This window comes from Brevibacterium renqingii (assembly GCF_017808105.1).
Taxonomy (GTDB): domain Bacteria; phylum Actinomycetota; class Actinomycetes; order Actinomycetales; family Brevibacteriaceae; genus Brevibacterium; species Brevibacterium renqingii.
Map to the genome: position 1 here is coordinate 15,146 of NZ_JADBHF010000019.1, position 20,885 is coordinate 36,030.

General features: G+C 63.8%; 17 protein-coding genes. 7 read left to right on the forward strand and 10 right to left on the reverse strand.

Going from position 1 to position 20,885, the window contains the following annotated elements; genetic code table 11:
* Position 1: 1 nt before the first annotated feature.
* The 3 genes from IHE57_RS15425 to xsc all read right to left on the reverse strand — a co-directional run bounded on the left by IHE57_RS15425 (position 2) and on the right by xsc (position 4,563).
* Positions 2–934 carry a CobW family GTP-binding protein gene (locus IHE57_RS15425; RefSeq protein WP_209374463.1) on the reverse strand — a complete coding sequence of 311 codons (933 nt, stop codon included), beginning with the start codon at positions 932–934 and terminating at the stop codon, positions 2–4.
* A gap of 3 nt (positions 935–937) precedes the next feature.
* Positions 938–2,587, reverse strand: a complete 1,650-nt coding sequence (locus tag IHE57_RS15430) for an amidohydrolase (RefSeq protein ID WP_209374464.1) — start codon at positions 2,585–2,587, stop codon at positions 938–940.
* Positions 2,588–2,742: 155 nt separating this feature from the next.
* The gene (gene xsc, locus IHE57_RS15435) at positions 2,743–4,563 is read right to left on the reverse strand and encodes a sulfoacetaldehyde acetyltransferase (RefSeq protein ID WP_209374465.1); all 1,821 of its coding nucleotides are present in this window, start codon (positions 4,561–4,563) and stop codon (positions 2,743–2,745) included.
* A gap of 199 nt (positions 4,564–4,762) precedes the next feature.
* Between xsc and IHE57_RS15440 the strand changes: the two genes are divergently transcribed.
* From IHE57_RS15440 to IHE57_RS15450, 3 genes are all read left to right on the forward strand, one after another.
* On the forward strand, positions 4,763–5,581 hold the full coding sequence (locus tag IHE57_RS15440; RefSeq protein WP_209374467.1) for an IclR family transcriptional regulator: 819 nt from the start codon (positions 4,763–4,765) through the stop codon (positions 5,579–5,581).
* 61 nt (positions 5,582–5,642) lie between these two features.
* Positions 5,643–6,593, forward strand: coding sequence for an AAA family ATPase (locus IHE57_RS15445; protein ID WP_209374468.1), 951 nt, complete (start codon positions 5,643–5,645; stop codon positions 6,591–6,593).
* Positions 6,593–8,308, forward strand: coding sequence for a cobaltochelatase CobT-related protein (locus tag IHE57_RS15450; protein WP_209374469.1), 1,716 nt, complete (start codon positions 6,593–6,595; stop codon positions 8,306–8,308). The genes IHE57_RS15445 and IHE57_RS15450 overlap by 1 nt, the downstream gene beginning before the upstream one ends.
* A 128-nt stretch (positions 8,309–8,436) precedes the next feature.
* Here the strand turns inward: IHE57_RS15450 and IHE57_RS15455 are convergent, their stop codons facing one another.
* Positions 8,437–9,159: a hypothetical protein gene (locus tag IHE57_RS15455; RefSeq protein ID WP_209374470.1), complete on the reverse strand. Its 723-nt coding sequence runs from the start codon at positions 9,157–9,159 to the stop codon at positions 8,437–8,439.
* Between the two features lie 115 nt (positions 9,160–9,274).
* Here IHE57_RS15455 and IHE57_RS15460 point away from each other — a divergent pair, with 115 nt between their 5' ends.
* Positions 9,275–9,772 carry a WapI family immunity protein gene (locus tag IHE57_RS15460; protein ID WP_209374471.1) on the forward strand — a complete coding sequence of 166 codons (498 nt, stop codon included), beginning with the start codon at positions 9,275–9,277 and terminating at the stop codon, positions 9,770–9,772.
* Between the two features lie 191 nt (positions 9,773–9,963).
* Here IHE57_RS15460 and IHE57_RS15465 read toward each other — a convergent pair whose 3' ends face one another.
* From IHE57_RS15465 to IHE57_RS15490, 6 genes are all read right to left on the reverse strand, one after another.
* Positions 9,964–11,535: an APC family permease gene (locus IHE57_RS15465; RefSeq protein WP_209374472.1), complete on the reverse strand. Its 1,572-nt coding sequence runs from the start codon at positions 11,533–11,535 to the stop codon at positions 9,964–9,966.
* A gap of 15 nt (positions 11,536–11,550) precedes the next feature.
* Complete coding sequence (locus IHE57_RS15470) at positions 11,551–12,666, reverse strand: phosphotransacetylase (protein ID WP_216630072.1); 1,116 nt, start codon at positions 12,664–12,666, stop codon at positions 11,551–11,553.
* Positions 12,667–12,676: 10 nt separating this feature from the next.
* A complete protein-coding gene (locus IHE57_RS15475) occupies positions 12,677–14,068 on the reverse strand; it encodes an aspartate aminotransferase family protein (protein WP_366933990.1) in 1,392 nt (463 codons plus the stop codon).
* A 147-nt stretch (positions 14,069–14,215) separates the two neighbouring features.
* Positions 14,216–15,715 (reverse strand): MocR-like pyridoxine biosynthesis transcription factor PdxR, encoded by a 1,500-nt coding sequence (gene pdxR / locus IHE57_RS15480; protein ID WP_209374474.1) that lies wholly within the window; start codon positions 15,713–15,715, stop codon positions 14,216–14,218.
* Between the two features lie 12 nt (positions 15,716–15,727).
* On the reverse strand, positions 15,728–16,624 hold the full coding sequence (locus IHE57_RS15485) for a universal stress protein (RefSeq protein WP_209374475.1): 897 nt from the start codon (positions 16,622–16,624) through the stop codon (positions 15,728–15,730).
* A gap of 319 nt (positions 16,625–16,943) precedes the next feature.
* Complete coding sequence (locus IHE57_RS15490) at positions 16,944–17,930, reverse strand: LysR family transcriptional regulator (protein ID WP_209374477.1); 987 nt, start codon at positions 17,928–17,930, stop codon at positions 16,944–16,946.
* A 107-nt stretch (positions 17,931–18,037) separates the two neighbouring features.
* On the opposite strand from IHE57_RS15490, the gene IHE57_RS15495 reads away from it, so the two are divergent.
* Genes IHE57_RS15495 through IHE57_RS15505 form a run of 3 tightly spaced genes read left to right on the forward strand, consistent with a single transcriptional unit; the run spans position 18,038 to position 20,864 of the window.
* Positions 18,038–19,456 (forward strand): sodium:solute symporter family protein, encoded by a 1,419-nt coding sequence (locus IHE57_RS15495; RefSeq protein WP_209374479.1) that lies wholly within the window; start codon positions 18,038–18,040, stop codon positions 19,454–19,456.
* Positions 19,453–19,614, forward strand: coding sequence for a hypothetical protein (locus IHE57_RS15500; protein ID WP_209374481.1), 162 nt, complete (start codon positions 19,453–19,455; stop codon positions 19,612–19,614). Before IHE57_RS15495 ends, IHE57_RS15500 begins: the two co-directional genes overlap by 4 nt.
* Positions 19,611–20,864, forward strand: coding sequence for an NAD(P)/FAD-dependent oxidoreductase (locus IHE57_RS15505; protein ID WP_209374483.1), 1,254 nt, complete (start codon positions 19,611–19,613; stop codon positions 20,862–20,864). Before IHE57_RS15500 ends, IHE57_RS15505 begins: the two co-directional genes overlap by 4 nt.
* The last annotated feature ends 21 nt before the right edge of the window (positions 20,865–20,885 follow it).

A 20,885-nucleotide genomic window follows, 5' to 3' on the forward strand; every position in this document is an offset into this window, starting at 1 on the left:
GCTAGTCGCCGACCCACCCGTGAAGCGTCTGAGCCAGCGCGGTCACTGAGCTTGGAGTCTTGACATGGTCACCGGCCGCGATGACGACGAGGTGCCCCGGTTCGTCTGAAGCCGCGCCCGCCGCTACGACATCGTCTGTCTCGCATCTCGTGCCGTCGTATTGGATGAGGAACCGACGGTCGGGATCCCGACTATCGGTCAGGATGCCTTTGGCCCGGACGACGATCTCCGGAAGGTCGAGCACGAGTGCGCACAGCCGAACGGGATCGACTGCCGCGGTAGTTGTGATCGACCATGAGGTGTGCGCCGAAGCGGCATGACTCGAATCAGCGGTGCTGGACGCCGTCGTCGGATGTTCGGACTGCCGCATCTGTCCACCTACCAGGACTCGTTCCCGATCGATGATCTCGGCATCGATGTCCAGTTGTGTTGTCAGCCAGTCCTCGACCTCGCGCAGCTGCAGCTCGTCCACCAGATCCGTCTTCGTCAACAGGATCCGGTCGGCACCGCGCAGCTGCGACAGCACCGTCTCTCCCACCCATTTCCGGTTGACGTCCCGGCGGATGGAGGTGGCATCGGCGCAGACGAGGGAACCGCCTCGGGAGAAACCGGGATGGTCGCCCCAGCGTGCGACGACCTCGGGCTGTCCGACTCCGCTGACCTCGACGAAGATGCGCGTCACCGGGGGAGTGGCGGTCCGGATGCTCTCGATCGCGGAAGCCATTCCGTCCGAGAGGTCGCAGCAGATGCACCCATTGGCGATCTCCCAGGTCCGGCCGTCGTCGCTGGCGATGATCTCCGCGTCGATATTGACCGTGCCGAAGTCGTTGACGATGACCGCGACGCGTTCACCGTCGGTCCGATCGAGGATCTCGTTGAGCAGAGTGGTCTTGCCCGCCCCGAGATAGCCGCCGATCACTGTCAGCTCGATCATCGCTCAGCCTGCCGCCTGGAAGTGCCGGCCGGCCACGACGGTCCCGTGGACGGTGACTTCGCGCAGTTCGGCCGGCTCGCAGTCGTAGGGGTCCCGGTCGAGGATCGCGAAGTCGGCGAATTTGCCCGCCTCCAACGACCCGACGAGGTGGTCGAGCTTGAGCATATAGGCCGCTCCCAGGGTGACGGCGTCGAGAGCCTGGGCCACACTGATCCTCTCGTGGACTCCGAGCACGCGGCCGCTCGGTGTGGCCCGTTCGGCCGCGTAGGAGGCCGTGGCCAGCGCGTCGAGGGGAGTGACGGGTGTATCGCAGTGCAGCGAGATCGGCACCCCGATGCGCAGTGCGGTGGCGGCGGCGTTCATCCGCTCGGCGCGATCGGGGCCGAGGATGAGATCCCGATGCTGGTCGCCCCAGTACCAGATGTGGTTGGAGAAGATGTTCGCGCACACCCCCAGAGCCTTCATCCTCCGGTACTGCGCCGGAGTCGTCAGCTGACTGTGCGTGACCGTGTGCCGGTGGTCCCAGCGGGGCACCTCGGCCAGCACCTGCTCGACGGTGTCGAGGAAGAGCTCGGTGGCTTCGTCGCCGTTGCAGTGGACATGGATGACCGAGCCGGCAGCATGATAGGCGCGGAAGGCCCGATAGAACTCCTCTGGTGAGGACAGCCAGATGCCGTTGCCGTCCTCGGACAGATACCCAGGAGCCTGGAGCCGGGCGGTGAACCCCTGGATGGACCCGTCGAGGAAGAGTTTGACCCCGCCGAGGTGCATCTTCTCGCTGCCGGTCTCGGCCAGATCCGCCAGAGTGCGCGACGCCGTGTGCGGATCGCCGCCGGCACCCATGCCGCCGCCGAGGTGGAAGAGCGAGAGTCGGAGCGGGAAGTCATCATCGTCGATGATGCTCCGATGCTCGTCGAGGGCATCGGTCATGATGTAGGGGTTGCCGAGATCCGCAGAGGTCGTCACCCCGTGGTTGCGGGCGTCGGCGGCGAAACCGCGCAGAGCGGCCGGATCGAACGGGCCGCCGAGGAGGGAAGAGGCGCTCGAGATCAGTGCGATCGCCGGAGGCTCCCGCAGCTCGCCGTTGGGTTCGCCGTCAGAACCGCGGACGACGCCTTCGACCGGGCAGTCGCGGTCGATTCCCTCATGGGCCAGCATCGCCGAGTTCACGGTGGCCAGGTGTCCGCTCTGGTGGCTGACGAAGATCGGCCGCGTCGTCGACACTGAGTCGAGGTGGCGTTTGTCGAGGCGCTCGCCGGGGAAGAAGATCGGATCGAGCCCCCAGGCGATGAGCAGCTCACCGTCGCCGAGTCGGGCGTCGGCGTCCCGCAGCCGATCGAGCACCTCGTCGACGCTCGTGCAGCCGGGCCAGATCCGACCATCGGGATCCTTGCGCGTATAGAAGCCGACGTAGGTGTTCTCCCACATGCCTCCGCTGCCCGCGTGTGCGTGGGCTTCGACCATTCCGGGGAAGATCACGGCATCCGCATAGCGGTCGTCGATGCGGGAGGGACCGTAGGCCTTGAGCTCGTCGAGAGAACCGACGGCTCGGATCAGCGATCCGCGGACCATGATCGCCTCGGCGGTGGGTCGTGCGGGATCAAGGGTCCGCACGGTACGGGCTGGGTAGATGATCTGTTCGGGCGAGTTCATCGCGTGAGCGCCAGCTTTCTGCGGCAGTGTCATCGTCGACGGGCCGCTGATCGATTGTGTCGTGCGTGATGGGCGGCACCGGAAGCCCCGGAGATGGTGGTCGGGTCCGACCCGACCACCACCTCCGGCGACCGGCGCTCACCAGTATCGAGGACTCACACGTAGTCCTTGTACTTGTCCAGAGTCCGAACCGGCTTCCGCAGCGCATCGCGGCGGAAGGGATCTCCGAGCTCCTTCGTGCACATGACCTCGATGACGCTGGTCCTGCCCTCGTTCATCTGTGCGTCCACGGCCTTCTGCAGAGCGGGGCCGACCTCGTCGAGGTCGTCGACGACGATGCCGTCGGCTCCCATCGACTCGGCCATGGCGGCGAAGCTCTCTCCGTTGTCGAGCTCACCGGCAATGAAGCGGTGGCCGTAGAACTCCACTTGGTTCTTCTTCTCCGCACCCCACTGCCGGTTGCGGAACACCACCGCGGTGACCGGAATGTCGTGACGGACCGCGGTGAGGACCTCGACCATGCTCATCGCCCAGGCGCCGTCACCGGCGTAGGCGATGGCCGGACGTTCGGGAGCCGCACGCTTGGCGCCGATGATCGTCGGCAGGGCATAGCCGCAGTTGCCGAAGCTCATCGGAGCGAAGAAGCTGCGCGGGCGCTCGAACCGCAGGTAGCTGTGGGCGACCGAGTTGATGTTGCCGATGTCGGTCGAGACCATGACGTCGGCGGGCATCGCCTTCTCGAGTTCGCGCAGCACCTGGCGCGGGTGCAGCCAGTTGCCGTCCTCCTTCTCCGCTTTGTCGATGGCGTCGAGGGAGAACTCGTCCTTCTCATGGGTCCAGGAATCGAGTTCGGCCTCCCAGGCCTCCTTCTCGGCCCGGATGAGTTCGGCGCGCTGGTCCTTCGTGGCGTCGCAGGCGACCTCGCGGTCGTTGAGGCGGTTGCGCAGCTCCTCGGCGACGGCCTTGGCGTCTCCGCAGATGCCGACATCGATCTTCTTGACCAGGCCGAGCATCTTCTGATCGGCGTCGACCTGGATGATCTTCGCGTTGGTGGGCCAGTAGTCGAATTCGTACTGGGGCAGCGTGCCGAACGGCCCCAGGCGGGTGCCCAGAGCAAGGACGACGTCGGCCTGGTTGATCAGCGTCATCCCGGCCTTCGAACCCTGGTAGCCCAGCGGTCCGGCCCACAGCGGGTGGCTGGCGGGGAAGGAGTCATTGTGCTGGTAGCTGTTGACCACCGGCGCTCCGAGACGCTCGGCCAGGGCGATGCACTCATCGACGCCATCGGCCATGACGACGCCGCCGCCGGAGACGATGACGGGATTCTTCGCCGAGGCGAGCAGGTCTGCCGCCTCCTCCAGGCTCTCGGCGCCGCCGGCGCCCCGGTCGATCTTCTGCGGCGTCGGGATCTGCGGATCGCATTCGCCGTAGAAGTAGTCGCGGGGGATGTTGAGCTGGGTGGGTCCCATCTCCGACCTCGCGCGGTCGAAGCAGCGAGCGGTGAATTCGGACATGCGAGACGCATTGGACACATGTCCCTGGTACTTCGTGAACTCCTGGAACATCGGCAGCTGATTCGCCTCCTGGAATCCGCCGAGGCCGATCGAGTTCGTGCCCGCCTCCGGGGTGACGATGACGACCGGCGAATGTGCCCAGTAGGCCGCGGCGATCGCTGTCACGCAGTTCGAGATGCCCGGTCCGTTCTGGCCGGTGACGACGCCGAAGCGGCCCGAGGCGCGGGCGTAGCCGTCGGCCATGTGTGCGGCTCCCTGCTCATGGACCACCGGGATGAAATCGATGCCGGCGGGAGCGAAGATGTCCATCGCATCCATGAATGCCGAGCCCATGATTCCGAAGATGTCGGTGACTCCGTAGTTCACCATCGTTTCGACGAAGGCCTCGGAGGAGGTGATCTTCTGGGTCTTCACCGCTTCGCTCAGCGTCGCCTCATCGGTTCGATCGGCCAGTTCCGTCATCGCAACGTCTCCTGTTCGTCAAAGGACCACTGCTTTGTGGTCTCGGTTTTGTGTTCATTGCACTTCGAAAAGCGGAACACCTCGAATTTATGGTCCGAGCTCCGCAGGTGTCAATAGAGTTCCGAAAAAGATTTCATTTGGTACGATATTCCGAGACGAAAAGATCATGGCCGACGGGCGGCCGGGAAGGTAGGCGACCATGGATGACTTGGCAGAGCCGGGGTCCGAGGAACGCGTTTCTCTCGCCGGTGAGACACCCGCGCTGAGGTTGGTGTCGCTGTTGGAGTTCATCTCCACCCGCGACCAGATCTTCACCCTCCAATCCCTCGTCGTGCAGACCGGTCTGCCCAAACCCACACTCCACCGGATGCTCCAGCAACTCGAGGGTGCGGGATTGCTCACCCGGCACAGCGACGGCCGTCATTACGGCACCGGAGCGCGACTGCGGCGGATGGCCGAGGACGTGTTGCTCAATGACTCCCGCCAGGGGGCGCGGCGGATGATCCTGTCCCGGCTGTCCGAGGAGATCGGTGAGAGCTGCAACCTCACCGCGGTCTCCGGTGATGAGGTCATCTACCTCGATCGCGTCGAGACCTCACACCCGTTGCGCGTGCATCTCGAAGCCGGCAGCCGCGTGCCCATCCACGCTTCGGCCAGCGGGAAGATGATCGCCTCTCAATACGGGGACACGCCGCGCCGCAGGCTGCTGAGCAGTTCACAGCTGAGAGAGTTCACCCCGCACACGCTCACTGATCCGGCCGAGCTCGAGGCTGAGCTCGATTCGGCTCGAAGCTGCGGTTATGCCCTGGACCGGCAGGAGTACCTCGAAGGCCTCGTCTGTCTCGCGGTGCTCATTCCCACTGATATCGGTCGATCGAACCAGGCCCTGGCGGTCCAGGCTCCCGTGATCCGGAAGTCGATCGACGACCTCGTCGAACTGCTGCCGGTGGTGGAAGAGGCCGCCCAGCGCATGGCCGTTCTCGACGAGATCGACCGCGCCGACGAGAACTCGGCCTGAACCGCGACCGAGCTGACCGGCTGCGGTGAGGCTGAACCACGACGAGGAAAGGACGGCGATCATGGCCGACGTTTCAACCCTGCGAGAACTGTTCGGCATCGATGCCGACATGCCCGTGCCGATGCTCGAGGACGACAGCGATCTGGTCCCGCGCATCGATGAGAACTACCGGTTCGACCCTGAGGTGACGCGGGCGGTGCTCGCCGGGTTCTCCCACGGATCCCGGGTGCTCGTGCAGGGTCTGCACGGGACGGGGAAGTCCACGCACATCGAACAGATCGCCGCCCGCCTCAACTGGCCGCTCATGCGCGTCAACCTCGACGGGCAGATCTCCCGGTCCGACCTCGTGGGCAAGGACCAGGTCGTCATCGAGGACGGGCAGCCGCGCACGGCCTTCGAAGAGGGTGTGATCCCCTACGCCCTGACGAGGCCGATGGCGCTGGTCTTCGACGAATACGATGCCGGCCGCCCGGAGGTCATGTTCATCATCCAGCGTCTGCTCGAACGCGATGGCCTGTTCACCCTCACTGAACAGAACCGGGTGATCCGCCCCCATCCGCACTTCCGGCTCTTCGCCACGGCGAACACGGTCGGCCTGGGCAACGTCAACGGCCTCTACCACGGGGTCAACCGGCTCAACCAGGCTCAGCTCGACCGATGGAACATCATCGCCTCACTCGACTACCTCGACCCGGCCGAAGAGCTTCTCGTCGTCACCGGTCAGGTGCCCGAGGCGGAGACGCGCCTGGGAGAGGAGACGGTGGCGACGATGATCGAGGTCGCCCAGCTGACGCGCAGCGGATTCGCCGCCGGCGACGTCTCAGCGCTCATGTCCCCGCGCACGGTCATCTCCTGGGCCGAGAACTCAGTGATCTTCGGCGACGTCGAGTTGGCCTTCAGGTTCTCGTTCCTCAACCGCTGCGACGCCACCGAACATCCGCTCGTCGCGGAGTACTATCAGCGCTGCTTCGGCGGTGAGCTCGTCCTCGACCAAGCGGCGACGGCAAGCTGATGACCGCGCACGGTTCGCAGTCGACACAGCGTTCCGACCGGGAAGGACTCGTCCTCGAGCGGCGATTGGCCTCCGTGTTCCGGGCACTGAGCCAGGATCCCGGGGTCGACCTGTGGGCGCACCGACCGGCAGATGCGAACGGCCTGCTGCCGATGAACGCCCCCCACCTCTATTCGGACCCCTCCCGCTCGGATCTGCCCTCCCTGCGCGGAGCCACGGACGCCATGGCCATGCGCCGGAAGTGGAGCGATCCCGAGCTCCACCGGCAGATGCTGCCGCAGGCCCGGGAAGAGCGCCTCATCGTCGAGGTCCTCGAACAGTTCCGGTGCGAATCCCTGGCCCGGCAGGCGGGAGTCCGGGCCAACCTGTCCCAGCGGCACGCGCACTGGCGCAGCGAGTACCTGCGCAGCCGCCTGCACGAGACCCACCTGGGCATTCTGCTGTACACGGTCATCCTCGTCACCCGGTCGGTCCTGACCGGAGACCCGATCGGTCGAGCGGACTCCGACCTGCTCGAGGAATCCCGGTTCGAACTCTCATCCGAGCTCGGCCCCTTCCTCCTCCCGCTGCGCGATGCCCGATACGATCAGCAGGACTTCGCCGAGGTGGCCCGCGAGCTCGCGCACACGCTCGCCGGCCGGATCGCCGCCGTCGAAGAGCGAGAGGGAACCCGGTCCGGAGCGCGCGAGCGTCGCGCCGCCCCGAGCCTGCCGCTGGTCTTCGATATCGCCGAAGATCTGTTCGCCCCCGCCTCTGACGACTCCGGCGGGCAGCTTCACCTCGCCCGCGGCTACCGGGCGTGGACGAGGAGATTCGACCGGGAATCGACCATCGCCGAGGTGGTCCGGACGGAGAGCCTTCGCAGCGGCCGGACCACCATCGCCGCCGAAACGGCACGCCGCTCGGTGCCGCTGGCACCCGTCGTCTCCCGCCTGCACGGTGTCGTCGAGGCGGCGAAAGACGCTCACGAGCTCGTCGACTCCGAGGACGGGGCCCTCGACCCCTCCCGTCTGACACGGTTGATCACGTCTCTTGGCGACCCGCGCGTCTTCCGCGGACGATCGCAGCGGGCCGAGACCGATTGCGCCGTGACCTTCCTGCTCGATCTCTCGGGGTCGATGAAACCTCATGCGCTCGGACTCGGCGCCCTCCTCGACGTGCTCGTCACCGCCCTCGACCGGTTGGATGTGAACACCGAGATCCTCGGGTTCACTACCAATGCGTGGAACGGCGGACGCGTGCGAAGCGAGTGGAAGAAGGCCGGCTCACCCGAGCGGCCGGGACGGCTCAACGAACTCCATCACCTCGTGATCAAGTCCGCAGCGTCCTCGTGGCGGCGGACGCGCACCCACCTCGGCGGTCTGCTCAAGACCTCGCTGTATCGGGAGGGCGTCGACGCCGAGGCCCTGCGCTGGGCGGTCGGCCGACTGCGCAGCCAACAGGCGGCGAAATCGGCCGTGGTCGTCGTCAGTGATGGTCTGCCCGCCGACTCCGCCACCACCTTCGCCAATGACGAGGACTACCTCGCTCGTGACCTCGAGACCACGGTGGCCGGTCTGCGACGGTCCGGCGACATCGGGATGCTCGGTGTCGGCATCGGCACGGATCCCGGTCTCATCTATCCCGCCAGCGTCGAACTCGATGCCGATTCTCTGGGGGACCGGACCTCGGTGCGGGCGATCGTCGACGGACTCCGCACCGTCCTCGCTCGCTGACGACTGAACCAGCAAGCGCGTCCTTGGAGTGGTCGGTATAACGACGGGTGTCGGAATTGCTATTCCAAGGAGCGCAAATGGCTTCTCGGACTTGCCGCTCACCTTCCGCCTTGGTCTTTCCTCACTTGTCAGCGGTTCTCGTAGTAGAACTCAAGATCCTCGAACGCCGGAGTTCTTCGCGGGCCCCTGGGGTCATCGTTTTCGACGTGCTCCTGACGCTTGACGTACCTATCCGGCCACGCTTCGATATGGGCCTGGCGAACGTCCAGAGTGACTTTGGCGAGATTCGAATTGTCAAAGAACGGCTCGTCGGATGAGACCTCCCATATGGAGGCCGATTCGCCATCACCTGCGTCGCGAGCGCCGATGTAACGCACATCGGTGTCAAGTGGATCGTCGCAGACCTTGGTGCCTGGCTCTGCCTCGGCTGGCTGAAACTCGAAATCGGTGAGGTCGTCGGCCTTGAGGGGAAGATCGGATTGCTTGAGAACGACAACGATCAGACGTTCGGGATCAAATTCTTCTGAGTAGTTGTCGTAGCTGTCTGCGCGACTGTCGTCATAGGACACGGCATCCATATCTGGCTCGCCCGCGAATACTGGCGAAAGGTTGACGTTGACGTCGCCGCTGTCAGTCCACACCGGCTCGCGAAGACCGTCGCCTGAAATCGAGCAAGCATTGGCCGCAGCAGTGGGTGGCGGTTGTTCTTCGGTCGGTTTGGAGTACGTCCGCTTCTCCGTGGGCTCTGCATCCTCGATTGGCGGACCGTTCGACTCCGGTGTGCAACCAGCCAGTGAGGCCAGCGCACATGCAAGTGCGGCAGCACCAAGCGCAGTCTTCTGAAATCGCATTTCAGCCTAGTCTACGTTTCATTATCCGGCGGTGGGTCATGAGCTTGATGATCTCAAGATTCTTGCACTGCAAGTGCCAGAGTTGCGGATCTGTATGAGGTCGTACCCTGATAGTGTGCGACTTCACGACGAGACCACGGAGCTGGAACTACGGATCGCCGGGTACCAGTTCGTGCTTCAGGAGACTGCAGACGGACCGGCGGACGCTTCCTGGGATTCCAACTGGCTAGTTGTGGAAGGGGCAGTGCGAGCGAGCGATGGCATACAGTGGACTTTCCGGGACCCGTGCCTGACCACCTGGGAAGTCGCTAAATTGTCTGATTGGCTGCAACAGACCGCGGCGGAAGCCACAACGGCGACAGCGAATACAGACGCAGATGGACAGGTGGCCGAGTGGCTGACATTCACTGAACCGAACCTGAGCTTGGCGGTCGTCAGCCTTTCAGAATCGCAGGCAGAGTTAACGATCGTGCTGAGCCATGAAGCTGCTGCGCCTCCGCTTGAGCCGCAATTGCCAAAGCGGTCTGAGATCAGCATTGTGACAAGCAAACGCGAAATTCAAAACGCAGCCGTCGAGATGCGGGAACAACTGTCTGCCTACCCCGTCCGATGAAGGAGTTGCGAGCGTGAGGACAGTCCTCGGCTGCTGCGGGCGCTGCGAACATGAACCGTGCGAGAGACGGCCCCGACGAGGGATGACCTTCGTCTCGTTCGGTGGTCGAACCGACGACAGCGGTCGGCCCGCTGCCGGTACGTCTTGGCAGCGGGCCGACAGCCGTGCTGTCCGGGTATCCCGGATTCGGCTCAGCCTTCCGTGGTCAACCGTCCTTCGCGACGCAGATGAGCGCGTTCGCTGAATCGGGTGACGGCAGGACGCTCGTCACCGAGGACGAGGCGATCGACCTGCAGATCGGTGAGCTTCCTGTTGTGCCGGATGCGGGAGAGGAAGAACACGACCCCGATGACGATCCAGACCGCCAGGGCGATGAGCGATTGTGGTCCCAGCGCACCGGGCGAGCCCGGGATGAGCAGGAGCAGCATGAAGATGATCGCGATCACCGCTCCCACACCGGACAGCACCTTCTTCGTCGTCGAGTACATTCCGGGCAGAGCCTCGGGATCTCGTGCCTCATGGGTGGGGCGGAAGATCCGGAAGGCACATAGGCAGGTGTAGAGGTAGGCGATGGTCACTCCGATCGAGGACATGTCGACGACCCAGGTCAGCGCCGCCCGACCGAACCAGGGGCTGATGAGGCAGACGATGAGCACCGCGATGATGCCGTAGTGCGGAGTCTTGTGTTTCGCGTGCAGGCGGGCGAAGATCGGTGGGATCATCTGCGCACGGCCCATGGCCATGAGCACGCGGCTGGCCGAGACGTAGAAGCCGTTGAGACCGGTGCTCACACCCATGGTGATGGCGATCGCGAGCAGGAGCAGACCCGAGCCGCCGATGACGCCGGTGATGGCGTCGGCGGTGCCCCAGGCCGATCCCGAATTCGCCAGCGCCTGCCAGGGCTCGGCCATCGACACGGACACGAGCATCGCCATGTAGAGCGCGGCGGCAGTGACGATGGCGAGCACGATGAGACGCAGCGCCTTGGCCGGTGAGAAGTCGAACTCCTCGGCGGCCTGCGGAACGTTGTCGAAACCGATGAACGCCCACGGGGCGATGGCGACGATCGCGATGATCGCGGCCACCGGGCTGACACCGTCGGGCAGTGCCGGGGACATATTGCCGAAATGGGTTGTCGGGCTGGCGATGACGGAGATGATGATCGCGGCGACCGCGATGATCATGAGCACACAGGCCCAATACTGGACTCGTCCGGACAGTGCGGTGCCGCGGATGTTGAGTACGGCGAAGACGACGAGTGCCGTGATCGAGATGATGATCTCCGGCAGATAGACGTCCCAGCCGGCCACGGTGTAGAGATAGCCCTGTTCGATGACCGAGGGCATGATCTTGCGGAACAGCAGGGCCAGGGCCGAGGCGTTGAGTGCGACGATGCATACATAGCCGAGGGTGAGGAACCACCCGGCGAAGAATGCATGCACTCTGCCGTACCCGATGAGGGCATAGGCCAGCTCACCGCCGGAGACGGGGAAGGTGCGGATGAGGAATCCATAGCTGACGGCGATGACGAGCATGAGCCCGGCACCGAGGGCGAAGCCGACGAGTGTGCCCAGTGGGCCTCCCGTCGCCAGCCAGTCCGTGGGGAGGATGAAGGCCCCCCAGCCGACCGCCGAGCCGAGGGCGATGGCGAAGACCCAACGCGGTTTGAGCGTCTTCGCCATCCTCTCCGGCTGCTGACCGTCGCTGACCCCCGACGGCGCGGAGGCGACATTCTGCGCTGGGTTCTCTATTGATTTCGACATGGCACCTTACTTTCGTCACTTCGCTGTGAAGGTATGGGCAGTGAGTTTCGTCGGTTGCGGGGCGCGCGCCGTGGGAGTGAGCGCCTGCAGGCAGGTGATGAGTCCGACGTTGACGATGTCGGAGACGCTCGCCCCACGGGACAGGTCGTTGATCGGAGAGGCCAGCCCCTGCAGCAGAGGACCGAACGCATCGGCCCCGCCGAGTCGCTCGGCGATCTTGTAGCCGATGTTGCCGGCGGCGAGGTTCGGGAAGACGAGCACGTTCGCATGGCCCGCGACGGCGGATTCGGGGCATTTCGACTTCGCCACGGATTCGACGATGGCCGCGTCGAATTGGAGTTCGCCGTCGACATCGAGTTCGGGGCAGCTGCTGCGGATGTGCTCGGTGGCCGCTCGGACCCGATCGATGTCGGAATGCTGGGCCGAACCTGCTGTGGAGAAGGACAGCATCGCCACGGATGGGGGCTGGCCGGTGATCGCGGCGAAGGTCTGCGCAGTGGCGATGGCGATCGCTGAGAGCTGCTCGTCATCGGGCACCGGGATGACAGCACAGTCGCCGAATCCCAGGTACCGTCCGTCGCGCAGCCGCATGAGGAACGAGGAGCTGAGCAGAGACGAGCCCGGGGCGAGTCCGACGATGGACAGCCCCGCCCGGATGACATCGGCGGTGGGGCGGTCCGCCCCGGCGACGGCGGCATCGGCCAGACCCTCTTTGACGGCTGCGGCGGCGAGGAAGACGGGATCGGCGAGCCACTGTTCGGCGAGTTCGGGATGCTTCCTCTCTGCGCTGCTGCGGATTCTCTCACCGGCGGGTCCGGCGGCGAGCACTGCCGGGTCTTCGACGGACCATCCGTCGGTGTCGGCGATGCCCAGCCGCTTCGCACGGTCCCGGATCTCGGGACCGTTTCCGATGAGGACGGGCTGGACGCCCACCTCGGCGAGGACGCCGGCAGCGCGGAGGACACGCTCGTCGTGGGACTCCGCGAGGACGGCCCTCGGCCGGGGTCCCTGCTCGCACAGGACGAGCACCCGCTCAAGGAGCATCGGGTCGATCTTGACGGACCCGTGATCGGTCCCGATGGTCGTGCCCTGGGGGTCGGTGCCTTCGCGCGCTGCCGGCGTCTTCAACATGATCCGTCTCTCAGACCGCGGCCGACAGTGTCGAGACGCCGAGGTGCTTGTCGACGGTGCCCATGACGTGGTCGACTTTGTCGAGCAGGTCGTCGAGGACGGCCTGATCGGCGACCAGCGGCGGTGAGAGCACGAGCATCGTGGCACCGCGGTTGTCGGGGCGGGTGATGAGTCCGGCCTCCTTCATCGACTTCGGGATCACTTCGGTGAGCACCTGCTTAGACGCCTCAGGAGTCAGTTCGGCGCCGGTGTCGCGGTCGGCCATCATCTCGATGGCGTAGAAGAACCCGGTGCCGCGGTACTCCTTGATGCAGCGGTAGGAGTCGGTGATCCGGTCGAGGCCGTTCTGGAAGTAGGGCGCGAGGCTGCGGACGTTGCCGGGGATGTTCTCCTCGGCCAGCGCCGTGAGGTTCGCTGTGGCCACCGCAGTCGCGACTGGATGGCCGCCCCAGGTGGCGCCGTGGGTGAACGTTCCGGCATTGGGCGAGTCGAGCAGGGCCTCGGCCATCGGTTTGCGGATGATGACTCCGCCGAGGGGCATGTAGCCCGAGGTCGAGCCTTTGGCGAAGGTGATGAGGTCCGGGACGACGTCGAACTTGATCGAGCCGAACCATTCGCCCAGCCGACCGAACCCGGTGATCACTTCGTCGGCGACGAGGAGGATTCCGTGCTCGTCGCAGATCTTCCGCAGCTCCTGCCAGTAGCCCTCCGGCGGCACCAGAGCTCCGCGCGAATTCTGGACCGGTTCGGCGAAGAGGGCGGCGAAGGTGTCTCCACCTTCCCGCTCGATGAGCTCCCTGATTGCCTGGATCGAGGGCAGATCGGCGGCGGTGCCTCCTGCCGGGACCTCTTCTCCGAGCGTGTTGGGTACGTGGAAGACTCCGGGCATGAGCTCGCCGAAGGGCTCCTTGTAGCCGGGGATGCCGGTGACGGCGAGGGCGCCAAGGGTGGTGCCGTGGTAGGCCATGTCCCGGGCGATGATCTTCGTGCGTTCGGGCTGTCCCTGGGAGCGGTGGTACTGGCGGGCGAATTTCACGGCGGATTCGACGGCCTCGGAGCCCGAATTCACGAAGAAGACGGTGTCGAGGTCACCGGGGGCGTGGCCGGCGATGCGTGTCGCTGCGTCCACGGCCGCCGGATGGGCCGAACCCCAGTTCGTCCAGTACGCGAGCTTGCTCATCTGCTCGTAGGCCGCCTGAGGGATGTCCTGGCGTCCGTGGCCGATGTTCGCACAGAACAGTCCGGCCAGACCGTCGAGGTACTGATCGCCTCGTTCGTCGGTGAGGTAACTCCCGTGCCCTTCGACGATGATCGGAAGATCGTCGTCATTCCACACTTTGCCGGTGGTGAAGTGGGGAAAAAGATGCTGCTGGGCACGATTTGCATAATCCGAGATCGTCACGCGAACCCTCCATTCGAACTGTCTGGGTCGGTACGTCGAGGCGTCCCGACTCCGGCACTCCTTCGTTGGTGTGCTTGACATCACTCTCGTGGTGATCTGGTTCCGAATGAAGTCCCAGTCCGTTGCGAGTTCTTTGGTGCCAGTCGATCAGCTGAGCTCGTCGATCGCCTCGCGCAGGAGGCGGACTCCGGGTTCGATGTCCTCGAGGTCGATGGCAGCGAAGCCGAGGCGGAAGTGATTGAGGTTGTCTTCCGGGGTGAGGAAGAAGGGGTCGCCGGGTTCGATGACGACGCCTCGGCGCAGGCATTCTTCGGCCAGGGCACGGCCGTCGACCCCGGCAGGAGCTTCGATCCACACGCTCACGCCTCCGGCGGGGAAAGGCACTGTCCACGGCAGGTGCTTCTCGAGCGCAGCCGTGAGCGTCTCCCATTTCCTGCGCAGGTGGTTGCGGCGACGTGAGATCGTGCGATGGAACTGTCCGGAGTCGATGAGCAGGGCCATGGCGCGCTGCGTGTGGCCGGGCACGTGGCGGATGGAGTAGCGCCGGTGGGTGCGCATTCGTTCGATCAGTTCGGGTTCGGCGACGATGTAGCCGAGCCGGAGCCCCGGGGCGAGGAATTTGCTGAATGAGCCGAGGTAGATGACGTGTTCGGAGTGGGGGAGTGCTTTGAGCGCGGGGGTGGGTTTGCCCCGGTACCTGAACTCCGAGTCGTAGTCGTCTTCGATGATGAGTGAGTCGGTCTCACGCATGTGCGTGAGCAGCCGCAGCCGGCGTGAGGGATCGAGGGTGACATTGGTGGGACTGTGGTGGCTGGGAGTGACATAGACGATGTCGAGCCGGTCTTCGGGTGGGATCATGCCCTGGTTGTCGACGGGCAGAGGAACCAGTCGGCCGCCGACGCGTGTGAAGGCGTGTTTGGCATCGACGTAGCCGGGGTCTTCGACGCCGACGGTGGTCTCGGGTCCGACGAGGAGCTGTGCGAGCAGGTCGAGCCCCTGCTGGGATCCTGCAGTGATGAGGACGTTGTCGGCGGCGACGTGGATGCCCCGGCTGGGCAGGACCCGTTGGCACAGCAGGTCGATGAGCAGCGGGTCGTCCTCGTCGATGGCGTCGCGGACGGAGAACGGCAGGTGCTCGGGATCCATGGCCGTGCGCAAGGCCCGGGCCCAGGCGAGTCGGGGGAATTCGTCCGGGTCGACCTGGCCGGCGACGAAGGGGTAAGGATATGTGTGCCAGTTCTTCGTCTTCGTGATCTGCGGCAGATGCCGGTCCGGGATCGGACGGATCTTCGCCTCCCAGTCGATGGAGCCGTCGGAGAGGCGGGTCGTCTCGTCCTTCTCCGGGCCGTCGGCGAGCAGGGTGGTGTTGATGAAGTGTCCGCTGCGGGGGCGGGCTTCGATGAGGCCGGTGGCGACGAGTTCTTGGATCGCGGCATTGACGGTGTTCCGGGACAGACCGAGTTCGTTCGCCAGGTCGCGGGAGGACGGCAGCGGGACATTCGGGTTCATCCCTCCGGACAGGATCTGGTGTTCGAGTGCGTGGCGCAGCTGCCGGTAGAGCGGCTCCTTCGAGTCCGGGGAGATCTCGATCGGTGACCGGGCCGTGCGGCCGGTGGCGGGTTCGGTGCTGTGGTCGTGGGAGGTCATAGGTGTCGCAGCTCAGACGGAGAGGTCTTTGTCGGGAGCGATATCGGGAGCGGGGTAGCGGGGGACGACGACCATGGGAGCCGGGAGGCTGCGCAGCATCTTGTTCGCGGTCGTGCCGAGGAAGATGGAGCGGCTTCGGGCCAGTCTGCTGGAGCCGATGAGGACGATCTCGCCCTCGTCCCAGGAGAGTTTGTCGATGGCCGATTCGATGGAGCGGCCCTCGGCGACGTCGACCATGACCTCCGTGGCGTCGTCGACGGACTGAGAGGCGCGCAGGAGGAGGTTCTTTGCATGTGTTCGGGCTTCCTCCGCGATCTCATCGGTGTCGGCTCGGGAGTCGAGGCCGATGAGGGAGATCAACCGCAGGGGGACGTCGTGCCGGACCGAGGACTGGATGGCGACGTTGAGGGCCACCTCGGCGCCGGGGCGCGTGCCCAGGGCACAGGTGAGGCGGGTGAGGCGGCTGGGCGGCAGGTAGCCCGAGGGAGCGAGAGCGACCGGAACGGGGGAGGAGTGGAGGAGCGCATTGGCCACCGATCCGACGGTGAAGCGCCGCAGCGGGCCGTGGCTGGCCGCGCCGACGACGATGAGATCGCAGGGACGTGACGTGGCGGTGTCGATCAGGCCTGCCGCCATGGAATCGGCGAAATGGACCGAGGTCGTCGAGCGGATGCTCTTCGGGATGAGGTCGTGCGTTTTGGCCAGCCATTGTTCGGCCTCGTCGAGGCAGAGTTTCTGATACTCCCGTTCGGGTTTCGTCGCTGCCTGTTCCGGCGGGACTCCGCGGAGGACATGGACGAGGTTGAGTTCGACGGGGTGGGACGACAGCGTCGACTGGGCAAGGGTGAGGGCGAGCGAGACCGCGTCGCGTCCGCGTTTGTCCATGGTGATGCCGACGACATAGCGCATGAAGTCTCCTTCGACTCGAATCGTTCTGCGGCGGGTGAGGCCGACGTGTTGACTATAGGACAGACGGACGAAGGCGAACAAAGATCTCCTCGGGCGCGAGATTCCCCTCGTTCGCGGTCTCGAAAACGGTCGGAATCTGCGGCAATCCGTTCTGTTTCCTGTCCGAGTCGGTGCACTGCTTGCAGCAAGTCTCTCTATTCATGGGTGTGGACATATCCGGGACGAGCAGCCTCAGAACAGGGGCGCAGGCAGCTGACAATTCCTCGTACCGGCGAATGCAGTCGGGGCTATCCGGTGGCCGCACCGCGGACCCTATTCGTTACCTGGCTCCGCCTCGACCAGTGTGGTCTCGCGGTGTTGCGAGACCACCGATCAATTGTTCTCTGAACGTGCCGACGAATTCTGATGCAGCGTCTAGAGCAACTTCGCTGAAGGCAGATGCTGAGGCTGCTGCTCTGCGAGAAATCATCACTGTCGGTGATCCGATATTGAGATCCTGGCACTCCAAGAAAGCCACGTCTCCGCCGGCGCGAAGGGCGCTGAGATCGGTGACAAATCCGACGCCGTAACCCGCGGCGATGAGTGCGATCTGAGCGCCGATCGACTCGGCCTCGACGATGTCGGTTGGGTCGAATCCTCCTCGGTCTCGGCAGGCAGTGACCAGAGCATCAAAGTACCGAGCACCTCGACTGCGCCCGTACATGATCAAACGTTGCTCGGCTAGGTCTGCAAGGACCACAGGTCGTTTAGCCGCCAAACTATTGTCCCGTGGCACAGCCAGGATGAGCTTCTCTTCGAGCAGCACAGTCGTCTCGAAGCTGGAGTCGCTCCTTTTGCCGACAATCTCATGGCGTTGCCTGGTTAGCGCGAGGTCGATCGTCTTCGCCTGGAGCTTGTCTGCGAGTGTGGCGGCATCGCCTTCGGACACGCGTACGTCGATGCCGGGGAATCTGCGGCGAAACCGCCCGAGAACGAAGGGAAGGAACTTTTCGCATGCCACCGGGCTGACTCCGAGAGTCAGAGTTCCGCGACCCTGTTCTCCAGCGGTGTCTACTCGCTGCCTCAGCAGTTGAGCTTGGTTGAGCAGAGTCTCAGCTTCGGCTTTGAGAGCGGATCCGGCCGAGGTGAGCATAATGCCTCTGGGGGTGCGCGTGATAAGACGACGCCCGACCGCTTCCTCAAGCATCTTGAGCTGAAGACTCAGGGCAGGTTGTGAGATGTGCAGACGTCGTGCAGCGCGGGTGACGTTTCCCTCCTCAGCGACCGTGGAGAAGTACTCAAGGCGTTTCAGTGTCAATTCAGACATATGTTTATCCTATGGGGATCATCAAATAACGGTATTGGACTTATCGTATAGACCGTTCGACAGTGGTGAGCAAGTCGAATCTTCCAGCGTTGAAAGAAAGGCGAATCATGACTCTCTCGCCCCTCGACCTGATCATCGTCGGACTGTATTTCCTCGTTATCCTCTTCATTGGGTTCCAAACCGCTCGACGCATCAAAAATGCCGACGATTTCTCGGTCGCCGGCCGTCGCCTTATCTGGCCAGTCGTCTTCTCGACTTTGGCCGCAACATTCCTCGGCGGGGGAGCCACGCTCGGACGTGCCGGTGAGTCATATGAGGTCGGATACGCCTTCATGATTGCTGCGATCGCCTTCCCCGTGCAGACGGTGTTGACAGGCTGGTTCATTGCTCCTCGACTCAACGCCTATACGAAGTCCGTGACGATCGGCGATGTATTCGACCTGCACTCGGGAAAATTGGCTCGTCTCATCGTCGGTGTCCTCGGACTGCTGGTGACAGTCGGTATTCTGGGTGCTCAAGGACTCGCCTTGGGCTCGATCTTCCAAGTTGTCTTCGGACTCGACGCCACCCTGGGGATCGTGATCGGCATGGGAGTCGTTCTCGTGTACTCCACTGCCGGCGGCATGTGGGCAGACGTGCAGACCGATGTGTTCCAATTCGTGCTTTTGGGACTGTTCCTTCCAGTGGGACTACTCATCGGCGTATTCCGCGCTGGTGGTCCGATGGGTCTTATCGAAAGGATTCCGGACACGCATCTGGACTTCTTCGGTGCCTACGGATTCTGGGAGTTCGCCGCCATTTTCATCGCCTTCGCCCTCGGAGAAGCTCTCATTCCGCCCTATGCACAACGTGCTCTGGCTGCGCAGAACCCATTATCGGCGAGAAAAGGGTATGCCCGCGCCGGCGCGTTCGGTTTGGTCTTCTACTTCGTCAGCGCCAGCCTTGGCTTAGTTGCACTCGTTTTCTACCCGAATATCACGCCCGATGATGCGATTCCGACGATCATCATCAACATGCTTCCCATCGGAATCGCAGGCCTCGTTGCTGCCTCGCTCGTTGCGGTCATCATGTCAACGGCGGATTCCCTGCTCAACTCAGCGTCAGTGGTTCTGTCCAATGATCTCGTCAAAGGCTTCATCGCACCGAACCTCAGCGGGCGACAGCTTCTTTGGGTCGAACGGTCCAGCAACTTCCTCATCGGCTTCGGTGCTCTGCTCTTCGCTCTCAATGCAGAGACCATCGTAGATGCGCTCATGCTCACCTATGGACTGTGGGGTCCGACCGTCGTCGTACCATTCGTCTTCGCGATCATGTCGAAGCGGCGGGCCCCCGTTGCGATCGTCTCTTCGATGCTGGCCGGAGTCACCGTTGCGATCGTGTGGACCTTCGTACTCGGCGCACCGAACGACATCAACGCCATCATCGTGGCTCTACCGGTGAACATCGCCGTCCTTGCTTCTACTTACATGCTGATCGATAGGCCGAAGAACATCCAGACTGAGGTAGGAAAGGTGGTCACATCATGATCGTTCTCGCAGCAGCATTCATCGTCATCCCCCTCGCCATCATCATCTGGGTTGCCTACGTTGGAGCACTCGGGCTTCGTTTCTGCTGGAACACGCTTTTCAGATATTCCGAAATGGAAACGGTCGGGGAACACCAGCACGGGGACCCCCGCCGATGAGTGAGAGAACTTACGATCTCATTGTCATCGGAGCGGGCGCAATCGGTGTCACGATCGCCAAGGATGCTGCAGAACAAGGGTTGTCGACAGCGATCATCGAGGCGGGGTCCGAGGTGGGGGCAGGATGCTCCTATGCCAACGCTGGCCTCCTCGCCCCCAGTCACGCACATCCTCTGACTGGGTTCAGCAGTGTCCGCGCTGGCCTAGACAACATCGCGAATCCCTATGGCCCTTTCAGGCTGGTCCCGAGCCCCGAGAATGTCAGGTGGATCGCTCGCTTTCTGCTGGCTTCTCTGCCACGTGAACACGGGAGAGCGATCGACACCCAACGTCGCCTGAGCGGGGCGAGCACAGCTATTCATCGAACCATGGCGGAATCAGGACTCGCCACCGGATTTCGACAGGCCGGTCTGCTCGATGTCTACCGAGAGCCTGCCACTGCACGCTCGACGATCGACGATCTCCACCGTCACCCATTGCGCCCTGCGTTCTCTGTCTTGAACGCCGCACAGCTTGCCAACAAGCTTCCGACGGCTGTCGGTATGGAAGTCGGAGTGCTCACCACAGGAGATGCACACTGCGATGGATACAGATATGTCCGGGTCGTATCAGAGCGTGCAGCCGAGCTCGGCGTTGAGTTCCACTTCAATGAACCTGCAGAAGATCTGATCCAACGCAACAACGTCACCACAGGTGTGAGTACCGAGTACCGCGATCTGAAAGCAGAACATACAGTTGTAGCAGCAGCCGAGCCGTCGAAGCGATTACTCAGGCCGAGTGGTTTGCACCTGCCGCTGATCAACGGAAAAGGATATGTCGTGGATCTCGCGAAGTCCTCAACCGACCCGGATTTCCCGATAGGCATCAAGGACGAGATGATCGTCGCCACTCCGTATCCCGATCGCCTCCGACTTGCCGGAGTTATGGAGCTGACAGGATCGGACAGTTCTGTTGACCACAGACGCGTGGGTGCGATGATCAGAGCCGGCGAAAGTGTCTTTTCTGGCCTCTCGTCTCGCGAGGTCATCGAAACTTGGGCAGGACTTCGTCCGTGCGTTGCCGATGGGCTGCCTGTTGTCGGACGTACCCACGATCCGGGGCTGTCGGTGGCCACTGGGCACGGCCAGCAAGGGTTGGTTCTAGCTCCGATTACTTCGGCGATTGTTCTTCGACAGATGAGGGGCCAACCGGGAACGCCGTCGGGAGTCGACCCTCGTTCCATCAGTCCGGAACGGTTCCGACGGCGCTGATGCCCAACTTTGCCGAAGGCC

Bases quoted from the DNA above. Each gene is read 5' to 3' on its own strand.
- IHE57_RS15425 (WP_209374463.1), bottom strand. From the start codon at position 934: ATGATCGAGCTGACAGTGATCGGCGGCTATCTCGGGGCGGGCAAGACC.
- IHE57_RS15430 (WP_209374464.1), bottom strand. From the start codon at position 2,587: ATGAACTCGCCCGAACAGATCATCTACCCAGCCCGTACCGTGCGGACC.
- xsc (WP_209374465.1), bottom strand. From the start codon at position 4,563: ATGACGGAACTGGCCGATCGAACCGATGAGGCGACGCTGAGCGAAGCG.
- IHE57_RS15440 (WP_209374467.1), top strand. From the start codon at position 4,763: ATGGATGACTTGGCAGAGCCGGGGTCCGAGGAACGCGTTTCTCTCGCC.
- IHE57_RS15445 (WP_209374468.1), top strand. From the start codon at position 5,643: ATGGCCGACGTTTCAACCCTGCGAGAACTGTTCGGCATCGATGCCGAC.
- IHE57_RS15450 (WP_209374469.1), top strand. From the start codon at position 6,593: ATGACCGCGCACGGTTCGCAGTCGACACAGCGTTCCGACCGGGAAGGA.
- IHE57_RS15455 (WP_209374470.1), bottom strand. From the start codon at position 9,159: ATGCGATTTCAGAAGACTGCGCTTGGTGCTGCCGCACTTGCATGTGCG.
- IHE57_RS15465 (WP_209374472.1), bottom strand. From the start codon at position 11,535: ATGTCGAAATCAATAGAGAACCCAGCGCAGAATGTCGCCTCCGCGCCG.
- IHE57_RS15470 (WP_216630072.1), bottom strand. From the start codon at position 12,666: ATGTTGAAGACGCCGGCAGCGCGCGAAGGCACCGACCCCCAGGGCACG.
- pdxR (WP_209374474.1), bottom strand. From the start codon at position 15,715: ATGACCTCCCACGACCACAGCACCGAACCCGCCACCGGCCGCACGGCC.
- IHE57_RS15485 (WP_209374475.1), bottom strand. From the start codon at position 16,624: ATGCGCTATGTCGTCGGCATCACCATGGACAAACGCGGACGCGACGCG.
- IHE57_RS15490 (WP_209374477.1), bottom strand. From the start codon at position 17,930: ATGTCTGAATTGACACTGAAACGCCTTGAGTACTTCTCCACGGTCGCT.
- IHE57_RS15495 (WP_209374479.1), top strand. From the start codon at position 18,038: ATGACTCTCTCGCCCCTCGACCTGATCATCGTCGGACTGTATTTCCTC.
- IHE57_RS15500 (WP_209374481.1), top strand. From the start codon at position 19,453: ATGATCGTTCTCGCAGCAGCATTCATCGTCATCCCCCTCGCCATCATC.
- IHE57_RS15505 (WP_209374483.1), top strand. From the start codon at position 19,611: ATGAGTGAGAGAACTTACGATCTCATTGTCATCGGAGCGGGCGCAATC.